Annotated in this window: 9 protein-coding genes; 5 read left to right on the top strand and 4 right to left on the bottom strand. The window is 64.8% G+C overall.

Annotated elements, in window-relative coordinates; all coding sequences use genetic code 11:
* Positions 1 to 38 precede the first annotated feature (38 nt).
* From ACYX4S_RS17020 to ACYX4S_RS17000, 5 genes are all read left to right on the top strand, one after another.
* Complete coding sequence (locus ACYX4S_RS17020; RefSeq protein WP_476361059.1) at positions 39 to 1616, top strand: alpha/beta fold hydrolase; 1578 nt, start codon at positions 39 to 41, stop codon at positions 1614 to 1616.
* The gene (locus tag ACYX4S_RS17015) at positions 1616 to 2386 is read left to right on the top strand and encodes a thioesterase II family protein (protein ID WP_476361058.1); all 771 of its coding nucleotides are present in this window, start codon (positions 1616 to 1618) and stop codon (positions 2384 to 2386) included. Before ACYX4S_RS17020 ends, ACYX4S_RS17015 begins: the two co-directional genes overlap by 1 nt.
* A gap of 125 nt (positions 2387 to 2511) precedes the next feature.
* Complete coding sequence (locus ACYX4S_RS17010) at positions 2512 to 3777, top strand: MFS transporter (protein WP_476361057.1); 1266 nt, start codon at positions 2512 to 2514, stop codon at positions 3775 to 3777.
* Complete coding sequence (locus ACYX4S_RS17005) at positions 3774 to 5792, top strand: TonB-dependent receptor (RefSeq protein WP_476361056.1); 2019 nt, start codon at positions 3774 to 3776, stop codon at positions 5790 to 5792. The genes ACYX4S_RS17010 and ACYX4S_RS17005 overlap by 4 nt, the downstream gene beginning before the upstream one ends.
* 10 nt (positions 5793 to 5802) lie before the next feature.
* Positions 5803 to 6957 carry an FAD-dependent monooxygenase gene (locus tag ACYX4S_RS17000; protein ID WP_476361055.1) on the top strand — a complete coding sequence of 385 codons (1155 nt, stop codon included), beginning with the start codon at positions 5803 to 5805 and terminating at the stop codon, positions 6955 to 6957.
* 249 nt (positions 6958 to 7206) lie between these two features.
* On the opposite strand, the gene bioB is transcribed toward ACYX4S_RS17000, so the two are convergent.
* The 4 genes from bioB to ACYX4S_RS16980 all read right to left on the bottom strand — a co-directional run bounded on the left by bioB (position 7207) and on the right by ACYX4S_RS16980 (position 10393).
* Positions 7207 to 8196 carry a biotin synthase BioB gene (gene bioB, locus ACYX4S_RS16995; protein WP_476361054.1) on the bottom strand — a complete coding sequence of 330 codons (990 nt, stop codon included), beginning with the start codon at positions 8194 to 8196 and terminating at the stop codon, positions 7207 to 7209.
* Entirely contained in the window at positions 8193 to 8750 is a 558-nt protein-coding gene (locus ACYX4S_RS16990; RefSeq protein ID WP_476361053.1) for a biotin transporter BioY, read from the bottom strand. Before ACYX4S_RS16990 ends, bioB begins: the two co-directional genes overlap by 4 nt.
* Positions 8751 to 8832: 82 nt before the next feature.
* A complete protein-coding gene (locus ACYX4S_RS16985; protein ID WP_476361052.1) occupies positions 8833 to 9501 on the bottom strand; it encodes a GntR family transcriptional regulator in 669 nt (222 codons plus the stop codon).
* A 292-nt stretch (positions 9502 to 9793) separates the two neighbouring features.
* Complete coding sequence (locus tag ACYX4S_RS16980; RefSeq protein WP_422067529.1) at positions 9794 to 10393, bottom strand: helix-turn-helix transcriptional regulator; 600 nt, start codon at positions 10391 to 10393, stop codon at positions 9794 to 9796.
* Between the last annotated feature and the right edge of the window lie 116 nt (positions 10394 to 10509).

Here is a 10509-nt window from a genome sequence, read left to right as displayed (position 1 = left end):
GAACCCGCAGCGCATATGCAGCCCTCGATGAGGCATTTGTGAAAGCCGGACTCGACGGGCACGCGCATTTCCTCAACTGGGGCTACGAGCCCGTTCCCGGCCTTGCCGACAATGCCTTACCCGGCCTCGTGCGGCCCGGTTCCAACGAGACCAGCGAGCGGTTGGTCGCCGAGCTCGTGGGCCCCGTCTCGCTCGACAATCTGAGGATGGCGGACATCGGCTGTGGTCGCGGCGGCGCGCTGGACGTCGTCCTGCGCCGGTTTCACCCGCTATCGGCAACGGGTCTGGATCTCAGTGCCGACAACATCGCCGGGGCTCGCCGTCTGCTTGCCGGGCGGCGGGTGCGCCTGCAGGTGGCCGATGCCTGCGCCGTGCCGCTTGCCGATGCGAGCCAGGACATTGTCCTCAACCTGGAATCCTCCGGTGCCTATCCGGACATGGGCGCCTTCCTGCGACATGTCCGCCGCGTTCTGGTGCCCGGAGGACTTTTTCTGCATGGCGATCTCTGGCCTGCGGAGCTCGTCGATCCGCTCCTCGAGACGATGGCGGAGATGGGCTTCGCCCTGGAGAGCCTGCGCGACGTGACGCGGCAGGTCTGCCGCGCACGCGACCGGATGCCCGCCGGGTTGATGGCGCGCCTTGCCGGCAGCAGGGGAGCAGCAGAGGTCCAGGATTATTTCGCAGCTCCCGGATCGGCCATGTACGACTGCCTCGATCGCGGCTCCATCTCCTATCTGCTCTGCCGCTGGCGGCGCGGCGAGGATCGGGTCGGAAGCGCGGATACCGCTGTGCTCCAGGAACGCGCGGCTCGGATCGAGGAACTGCTGGATGAGGCGCGCATATCGCTCGCCGAGCGCTCCGAGTGGTTTCCCTTCGGCGGGCCGAGACGTGGCGCCGACGTCAACATCCTGGCCTTTCCGCATGCGGTGGCCGGTGCCTCGGCCTTCAAGGACTGGCAGGCCCAGTTTCCGCGCGACTGGCAGGTGTCGCCGGTTCAGCTTCCCGGCCGCGAGGGACGGATTGCCGAGCCGCCCTTCACCACGCTGTCGGCGGCCGTCGAGGCGCTGATGCCGAAGGTGAGGCCCTATCGCGATACGCCGCTTGTCCTCGTGGGCTGGAGCCTTGGCAGCAAGATCGCCTTCGAGCTGGCGCGCAGGCTGGAACACGACGACATCTGCCAGCCGTTGCTGGTGGTGGCGGGTGTATGTCCCGGCCCGCACCAGCCCTTGCCGGATCTCCGCAGCTTCTTCGGGGAGGACGGCATGGAAACGCGGCTGCGGCTGCTTGGTGGCACACCGGAAAACATCCTGTCGAGCGGCGAGATGCTGTCGGCGCTGCAGACGACGATGGAAGGCGATACGGCCATGGCCGCCAGCTATCGCAGCGAGGCGACGATCCGCGCGCCGATGCTGGCGCTTTCCGCCACCCGCGACGATCTGGTTTCGCAGGAGGCAGTGGAAAGCTGGCGGCCGCGCACCGCTGGAGGCTTCATCCATCGTCGGCTTGAGGGCGGCCACTTCATGGCGCGAGACGATGCGGCCGCCGTCGCGGATGCGGTGCGTGAGGCGGTAGCCGCGCGTCTCAACCAAGACCTTCGGCCGGTGGAGGTCGCATGATGAACGCTCCCCATCGTATAGCTCCGGCGTGGTTTCCCTTCGGCCTGCCGGACGGGCGAGGAAGAGCGGTGCTCTTTGCCTTCCACCATGCCGGTGGAGCCGCGGCCTTCTTTCATGGCTGGCGGGATCATCCGCTGCTTGCCGATGTCGACGTCTGCCCGGTCGAGTTGCCCGGTCGCGGCCGCCGTTTCGCGGAAGCCGCGATCATTGGCGTCGACGGGTTGCTGGCAGGTCTCGTACCCGCCTTGTGCAGTGCCGTTCCGGCCGGGCGCCCCGTGATCCTTTTCGGGCACAGCCTCGGCGCCCTCATCGCCTTCGAGGCGGGGCTGGCGCTGCAGGCGCGGGGCCTGCCTCCATCGGCTCTCATTGCCTCGGCCCGCCGGGCGCCGCAGTTGCCGACGCCGCGTCCGTGGCGCCACTCGATGTCCGACATGATGCTGGTCAGCGAGTTGCACCGGCTGGGTGGCACCAGCGACGAAGTGCTGGAAAGCGAGGAACTTCTGGAGCTTTTCCTGCCGGCGATCCGGGCGGACTTCGCACTGACCGAAACCTATGCACTGCGGGCGGGCTCGCGGATCGGCTGCCCCGTTCTGGCCCTGCGCGGTGAGGGTGATCCGGAAGTGTCGGCGGCCGATGTCGATGCCTGGGAAGAGGTCTGCGGATCTCGGTTTGCACGAGCGGATCTGCCGGGCGATCACTTCTATCTCTCCGAACCATCGGTGCTTGCAGACGTCCTAACGCGGCTGCGCCGCCATGCGGGATTGGCGTGACATGCGGGCAACGGTTCGCAGGAGGGGACATGAAAGGCCCCGATCAGGGCTGAAGTGGGCACGATCCGGGTGGCAGACCTTTCGAGGGGTGATTAAGGCCGGAATGTGATCGGGGTAAGCATTTCATGACATCGCATTCGGGCGCGTCACGCGCTTTCACCTTCAGGGTCCTCAGCCTGTTCATTGGGCTCTACGCGGCGCAGGCCATCACCGGCAGCCTCGTGCAGACAGGTCTCCCGACCGTGCTGCGGGAGGAGGGGATGGGGCTCGACAGCATCGGCCTGCTATCGCTTTTGTTCCTGCCCTGGGCTTTGAAGTTCCTGTGGGCGCCGCTGGTCGACGGTGTCTGTGTCGTCCGCTTCGGCCGCCGCCGCTCCTGGCTGTTGCTGTGCCAGTCTCTGATCGTCGGAAGTTTCCTCGTCCTGTCGCAGGTATCCCCGGCCGATCATTTCGAACTGATGCTCTGCATGTTGCTGGCGGTCGCCGTCTTCGCCGCGACCCAGGACATCGCCACCGACGCGCTGGCCGTGGAGGTGGTCGAGGAAAACCGCCGGGCCACCGTCAGCAGCGCAGGTGTCTTCGGCGGATATGTCGGGTTCCTGCTTGGCGTCGGGGCGTGGTTGCCCGTCTATGCCGCCTTCGGCTGGCAAGCTTCGATGCTGTTCATGGCAGGCGTCGTCGCAGTGCTGACGATCCCGGCCGTCGCCGCGCGCGGGATTGAGCATAGTGCGCCCGCGCCCGTTGCGGCGGGGCTGTTGCGCCCGAGCCTTTCGACGTCGTTCCGCAGATCCGAGTATCGCCGCGGCCTCGGCTTCATGCTGGTCTACCAGTCGGGCCTGCGTCTCGGCATTGCGCTGATCGGACCGTTTCTCGTCGATACCGGGCTGACGCTCGCCGACATCGGCTGGCTCAAGGGGGCGGGCGGAGCAACCGCTGGGCTTGCCGCTGCGCTGGCGATGATGGCCGTCCTGCGGCGTCCCTCTGGGCGTGCCCTGATGCTCGCCGCCCTCGCCAACGCGATCCTGTTCCTTGTGCTTGCCGCCGTCTGGGCCGACCTGCTCTCCCGCGATCTCGTGGTGCCGCTGATCCTGGCCCAGTCCGCGGCTGCGGCCACGTCGATGATCGCACTCTACGCGGTGATGATCGGCTGGTGCTCGCCGCGTCAGGCCGGCACCGACTTCGCCCTTTTGCAGAGCGCCGATGCGGTGTTGGCCATCGCCTTCGGCATTGCCGCCGGCTTCATCGGGCAGGCGTTCGGACATGCCGCCGTCTTTGCCCTTGCCGCTCTTCTGCTCGTCGCCGGCGCCGCTCTCGCCCGCCGCCTCTCGATTGCTTCGGAACTGCCTCTGTCTGTCGATGGGGCGTTGGAAATACAAGGAAATAGACAATGAGAAGCCATGCTCTGCTGGGTGTTTCCCTCGTCGCGATGACCGCCGTGCTGCGACCTTTCCCTTCGCATGCGCAGGACGTGGAAGCGTCCGAGGAGCCGATCGTGCTTCCGCGCATTGTCGTCTCGGCCACAAAACGCCTGCAGGATGCGTTCGAGGCGATCGGCGAGGTCGCGACCGTTGAGGCGGACGAGCTGGAAGAGCGCGGCTTTTCCACAATCGACAGCATCGACCGGGTGTTCCCGGACGTGCTGATCCGCCAGCGCTCAAGCCGCGCCTATTCCGGCATCACCGTGCGCGGCCAGTCGTCGGTCGACTTCTACAACCCGACCACACAGCTCTATGTTGACGGTCTGCCCCAGGATCAGGCGCTGTTCAGCCAGCTTCTGCCGCAGACGCTGGAGCGGGTCGAACTGCTGTACGGTCCGCAAGGAACACTCTACGGCCGCAACGCCATCGGCGGCGTGATCAACGTCGTCACCCGCAAGCCGGAGAACGAGTATTTCCTCAGTCCCGTCCTCGACGTGAACAGCCTCGGCGTTCTCGGCGGCGTGGCCTTTGGCGGTGCGCTGGTCGAGGATGTCCTTTACGGCGATGCGTGGTTCAGCGCCGAGCGTGAGGACGGCGAGATGCGCGACATGGTCACCAATGAGCGCACTGGCGACAGCGAGACGCTGGCTGGCCAGGCCCGCCTGCGCTACGCGCCTGTCGGCAGCCCTCTCGACGTCATGTTCTCCTATGGTCGGAACCAGCGCGAGTCCGATGAGGAGCGCTTCGTCATGCAGTCGATGCTGGACAGCCGCATCTCCCTGCCCGTGCCCTCGCACTACGACCTGACGATCGACAGCTATGGTCTGACCGCCTCCTACGATCTCGGCCCGGCGACGATCACATCGCTGACCGGGTACCAGGACCGCTCGCTGCTGCGCACCATCTTCGGCTCCTACACGCCCGAATGGCAGAAGACGTTTAACCAGGAACTGCGCATCGCCTCCAATCCGCAGGAGGGGGCGATGTTCGACTATGTTGGTGGTCTCTATTTCCAGGATCTGGATTTCCGGCGCGAAGTTCCGGCCGCAACCCTGACCTCGCATCAGGAAATCCGCTCCTACGCAGCCTTTGGCGAAGTCACCTGGCATGCGACGGAGCGGATCGATCTGACCGGTGGTCTGCGGTTCGACTACGAGGAGGTCGACGCCGCGACGGCCCTTGCCGGCGTGCGCCAGACGAACAGTGCCGATTTCTCCGCGCTCTCACCCAAGGTGGGCGCCAGCTACAAGGTCACCGACGATGTGCTCGTCTATGCGCTGTTCAGCACCGGCTTCAAGGCCGGTGGCTTCACACGCGCGGTTACCCCGACCAATATCGGCTTCTCCTACCAGCCTCAGCACAGCTACAACTATGAGGCTGGCATCAAGGCGAGCCTGTTCGACAACACGCTGGAAATCGGCTCTTCCGTTTATTTCACGAAGACGGATGACTACCAACTTTCGGTCGGACCGGTGACCGGCCAGTACCTGCAGAACGTCGGCGAGGTTGAGAGCAAGGGTATCAGCCTGATAGCCCGCTGGCAGCCGGTCGACCCCCTCATGCTTTCCGGCGGCATCGCTTTCAACGACAGCTATTTCAGCAGCTATAACAATCCCGCCAATCCCGGCGTCGACCTGACCGGAAACAAGGTTCCCTACGCTCCGGATGTCACGGCCAACCTGACCGCGGCCTATACATTCGGCTTGCCGGGCGAATTCGGCGATCTGATCGCGCGCGCCGGCGTCACCTATGTCGGCAAGACCTGGTTCGACGAGGCCAACACGGTGGGGCAGGGCGCCTATGCGCTGTTCGACGCGGGCCTGTCGTGGAAGCATGGCGAGCATGTCGTTGCGGACCTCTACGTCGACAACATCACCGACGAGACCTACGCGGTCTACGGCTTCGACTCCGCCGGCGCCGGCTTCGGCAATGTCTACCAGCTCGGCCAGGGGCGCAAGATCGGCGGCCGCCTCAAGATCACGTTCTGAGGCGGACGGCATGCGGATTCTGATCTCAGGAGCCGGCCCGGCCGGCCTGGCGCTGGCCAACTGTCTGCTCGATGTGGGTCTGACGCCGGTGATGGTGGAGAGGGCGCCGGCCCTGCGCGCCGCTGGCTACGCGGTCGGTCTGCATCTCGGCGGCTGGGAGGTCGCCGAGCGGCTCGGCCTGATCGGCGCATTGAAGGCGCGGGCGATCTCGATCCAGCGGGCCGATTATCGCGACGCGCAGGGTCGCAGGTTGTTCTCCTACAACTATCGGCACCTGGCGGCGGCCTGCGGCGACCGCATGCTGGTGATCATGCGCGATGCGTTACAGGAGGTTCTGGTCGAGCGGTTGGCTGGACGGGCGCCGATCCGGTACGGGACGACCATCACCGCCCTTGCCGATGAGGGCGAGGCGGTGGAGGTCGAACTCTCGGATGGGGCACGCGAGCGCTTCGATCTGGTGGTCGCGGCCGATGGTTATCGCAGCGGCGTGCGGGAGCTGCATTTCGGCCCGCATTCGGCGTTTCTGAAACCACTCGGCTATCGCAGCGCCGCCTGGCGCATGCCATCCTCGCGGGAGATGGACTGCGACTATGCAGCCTTCATGGATATCGACCTGCAGGCGGGCCTTTACCGGGTCGGCGACGGCACGATCTCGACCCTGTTCTGCTGGCGGGACGACGATACGTCCCGAGTGCCGCCGGAAATGCGTCTGGCGCAGATCGCAGGCCGTTTTTCGGACTGGCCGACGCTGATAGCGGACACGTTCCGCCACGGTGTCGACTGGACGAACGGCTTTTTCGACACGATCTGCCAGGTGAACGCACCGGAATGGTCGCGCGGCCGGGTGGTGCTTGTCGGCGACGCCGCGCATTGCATGACGTTCCTGTCGGGGCAGGGCACGTCCACTGCCGTCGTGGGCGCCCATGTGTTGGCGAGTGAGTTGGCTTCGCGCCCGTTGAAGGACGCTCTTGCAGCCTATGAGGCGCGGTTGCGGCCGAAAGTAAGCCGGTTGATGAAGCAGTCGGAACAGATCGGCGGGCACTATGTTCCGCGCAGCCGCCTGGGCCTTGCCGTCCAGTCCTGGATCATCCCGGCCCTCATGCGCCCTCCATTGGTGCGTCTGATGGCCCGCAAGATGGAGGCATCCTCGCTCTCGATTGCGTGAGGACCTGCCCGAACGTGTTCGGCTGCCAGCAACGCCTTGCGACCTTCGGCAAGAGTGGAATCGATCCACTACATGCTGGTAGCGCGACCTGCGCGCTGCCAGCGTAGCTATCTCTCCCCTGATGCCTTGGTGGAGCATGTCCGCCTTGACCTCCTTGAAGGTGCTTGGTTTGACCAGTCCGCCTGGCTGGCGATGACGCGTCAGCACCCAACGCAAGGACTTGAGGTCGTGATGCGAGAAGGGGTTGAGCTATCCGGCCGCCAGGTTCGCGGTTTGCGGGCTGGTGGGCGCCACATGCATGCCGAGCCGTTCAAGCAGGTCGCGGTCCCTCCATGCAGCCGGATTGCCGGTGGTCAGCAGCTGGTCTCCGACGAAGATGGAATTTGCCCCGGCAAGGAAGCAGAGCGCCTGCAATTCATCACTCATTTCCGTGCGACCGGCTGACAGGCGCACAACCGAGGCAGGCATCAGGATTCGAGCCAGAGCCACGAGGCGGACGAGCGCGAAAGGGTCGACCGGCCTCGCGGTTTTCTGCACAGGCACGCCGTCGATTTCGTTCCACAGGTTGACCGGTACGCTGTCCGGATGCGCAGGCAGGGTGGCGAGCGTCACCAGCATCGCGATCCGGTCCTCTTCCGTCTCGCCCATGCCGACGATACCGCCACAACAGACCCTGATGCCGCCCTTGCGGACATGATCGACGGTCTCCAGCCGGTCTTCCATCGTCCGCGTGGAGGCGATCTTCCGGTAGTGATCCGGTGAGGTATCGATATTGTGGTTGTAGAAATCGAGCCCGGCTTCCTTCAGTCGCGCCACCTGGGCGGGCTTCAGCATGCCGAGCGTCATGCAGGTTTCGAGTCCGAGCTCCGAAACGCCCTGAACCATGTCGCAGAGCTTGTCCATGTCGCGGTCCTTGGGGCTGCGCCACGCCGCCCCCATGCAAAAGCGCTGCGCGCCCGCGTTCCTGGCCCGCCGGGCGACCGCCAGAACCGCGTCGGTTTCCATCAGCTTCGTCGCTTTCACCCCGGTTTCGTGGTGGGCCGATTGCGAGCAGTAGCCGCAATCCTCGGGGCAACCGCCGGTCTTGATGCTGAGCAGGCTCGCCGTCTCGATCGCGGCCGGATCGAAATGGGCCCGGTGCAGGGTTTGAGCGCGGTGGATCAGGTCCGGAAAGGGCAGTGCATGGATCGCCCGTGCCTCTTCCATGGTCCAGTCGGTTCTGATCTTCGCGCCAGTCATGCCGCGTGGCCCTTCATGCGGCCGAGGCCGGTGATCAGAGCGACTGCCAGCGCGATCTTGATCAGGTCGCCGAGGATGAACGGGGCGAAGCCGGCGGCAATCAGGCCGGAGGCCGGCACGAACAGCGTAAGCCATGCCAGACCGAAGGCATAGACCACGGCAAGGCCGGTCAGCATCGCCAGCACCAGCCCCGCAGGGCCGCGACCGTGGGCCAGCCGTCCGATCACGAGGGTCGATAGCAGGTAGCCCAGCAGATAGCCGCCGGTCGGTCCAACCATGTAGGCGAGCCCGATCCCGCGCTCCGGCGAGCCGGAAAACACCGGCAGGCCCATTGCTCCGGCGCCGAGATAGGTGGCCATGGCCGCAAAGCCGAGCCGGGGGCCAAGTACTGCCGCCAGGAAAACCACGGCAAGCGTATGCAGCGTCATCGGTACGGGCCAGAACGGGATCTGCACCTTGGCGCCGATCGCGATCAGAGCCGCGCCGCAAAGTGTGATGAGAACGCCGCGCCAGAGTGATGGCGAGCGAGTCAAAGAGGGGGCGAACATTGCCATGAGGCCATTCTCCGATGATAGATTTCAATTCTATCTATCATTCAGGAGCTGGCTTTGAGCGATCAATATGGATTATAGATAATCATCCAGAAATTTCGTAAGTCTCTCTAAGGTCGACATTTTTTGATGCCGGTTTGCGTTTGCCGATCCAGCCGACGTGGCGTGCCAGCGTCGCGCAGGCAAACTCCGTCTGGCCTTTCCGGAGGGCGTCCAGAATGGCGCGGTGATCGTGGTCGGTGCGTGTTTCCCAATCGCTGCGCCATGCCGCGAACAGGAAGCGTGCGCTGGCTGCCTGAAGGTCATCGATCGTGCGCAGCAGCCGCGGCATGTGGCAGGGTGCGAGGATCAGATTGTGAAATTTGCGGTTCGCGGCTTCCCAGTCACGGACGTTGCCGGCGCGATCTCCATGCCGGGTAACTTCTTCTGCTTTTGCTAGAATTTCCCGCGTCAGGTTCGGTGCGGCGTGGCGCAGGGCAAGTGATTCGAGGCTTGCCCGCATCTCCGCAACTTCGTGCAGTTCGGCGACGTCGAACTCGGTCACGCGGAACCCGCGCCAGGGTTCGTTCTCCGCCAGCCCCTGCTTTTGCAGGGTACGGAAAGCCTCGCGCACCGGTACGTGACTGGTTCCGAACTCCGTCGCGATATGGTCCTGCCGCAACCGCACGCCGGGCTGTATCTCTCCCGATATGATCCGGTCCGCCAGAATGCGCGCGATCCGGTCGGAGATGGGGGAATCTGCTGCTTTCACCATGAATTATAGATAATCGATGTGGCGCATGACGTCGACTTCAATAGCGCTCCTGCGCTCCGCGGAAGGGTAGTACTCGCTGGAGGCGCTCGAAATTTCCGGTGGCAGGTGCTGGCGCGGAACACTGGCCCGGACGAACCGAGGTCCGTGGAAAGGGGGGCACCTCAATGGTTGAGTGGCCGGCGTTTCCATCAGGCGCGGCAAGATGCCGTTGGCGAGGCAGTCTCGGCCCGCGTCCGGGGGAGCGTTGCCTGTATTTCGGTGACCTGCCGGATGTGCAGGCGAAAGAAGCCTGTCACCCCGTCTCCCGGATCCGGTAGGTGCAGCGACGCCCGCCCTTCACGATATGCTCCATGCGCTCGACACGGGTGCCCGCGCCAAGAATATTCTCGAAAATCGCCTTCTCCGCACGGCAAAAGCCCTGACAGAAGGTCGCGGCGGCACAGATCGGGCAATGGTTCTCGATCAGCAGCATACCGCCTTCCTGGTCTTCTTCCGCCGCTGCCATGTAGCCTTCCGCGGAGCGCAGCTCCGCGAGCTTGATCACGCGTTCCCGCAGGCTTCCGCATCCTGCCATGGCCACTTCGTACTGGGCTTGCGTACTCGCTTCGCGCGCTCCGATCACGGTGTCGAGCGCTTCCTGCCCCAGCACGTCGCGGACGCTCCTCAGAAGGTCCACGGTGAGTGCGGCGTGGCTGTCGGGAAAGCGCGCCTGCCCCTTCTCGGTCAGGTGCCAGTAGGTCGCGGGCCGCCCGCGTCCGGCCGATCGCCGCTCCTCGTCAACAAGGCCATCCTCGGACAGCTTCACGAGCTGTTGCCTCGCGGCTTCACCCGTTATGCCGAGTTTCTGGCCGGTCTGGGCCGAGGTCAGGGCGCCCTGCATCTTCAATGTCATGAGGATGCGGTCGGCGGGAGCGCGCGGGGACCATCCATAAATTTCCAAGTTGTCGCTTGACATATTTTCACAAGTGTTTTTCAAAGGTCTGACTTGATTTAATAGCCGATCGCGCT

It is taken from the genome of Stappia sp. ABD4_338 (assembly GCF_056312175.1).
Note: the sequence above shows the minus strand (reverse complement) of the source record. Positions and strands in the feature narration are given on the sequence as shown.

What these genes read in the sequence shown, in the direction of transcription:
- ACYX4S_RS17005 (WP_476361056.1), top strand. Translation starts at nt 3,774, where the DNA reads ATGAGAAGCCATGCTCTGCTGGGTGTTTCCCTCGTCGCGATGACCGCC.
- ACYX4S_RS17015 (WP_476361058.1), top strand. Translation starts at nt 1,616, where the DNA reads ATGAACGCTCCCCATCGTATAGCTCCGGCGTGGTTTCCCTTCGGCCTG.
- bioB (WP_476361054.1), bottom strand. Translation starts at nt 8,196, where the DNA reads ATGACTGGCGCGAAGATCAGAACCGACTGGACCATGGAAGAGGCACGG.
- ACYX4S_RS16990 (WP_476361053.1), bottom strand. Translation starts at nt 8,750, where the DNA reads ATGGCAATGTTCGCCCCCTCTTTGACTCGCTCGCCATCACTCTGGCGC.
- ACYX4S_RS16980 (WP_422067529.1), bottom strand. Translation starts at nt 10,393, where the DNA reads ATGACATTGAAGATGCAGGGCGCCCTGACCTCGGCCCAGACCGGCCAG.
- ACYX4S_RS16985 (WP_476361052.1), bottom strand. Translation starts at nt 9,501, where the DNA reads ATGGTGAAAGCAGCAGATTCCCCCATCTCCGACCGGATCGCGCGCATT.
- ACYX4S_RS17010 (WP_476361057.1), top strand. Translation starts at nt 2,512, where the DNA reads ATGACATCGCATTCGGGCGCGTCACGCGCTTTCACCTTCAGGGTCCTC.
- ACYX4S_RS17000 (WP_476361055.1), top strand. Translation starts at nt 5,803, where the DNA reads ATGCGGATTCTGATCTCAGGAGCCGGCCCGGCCGGCCTGGCGCTGGCC.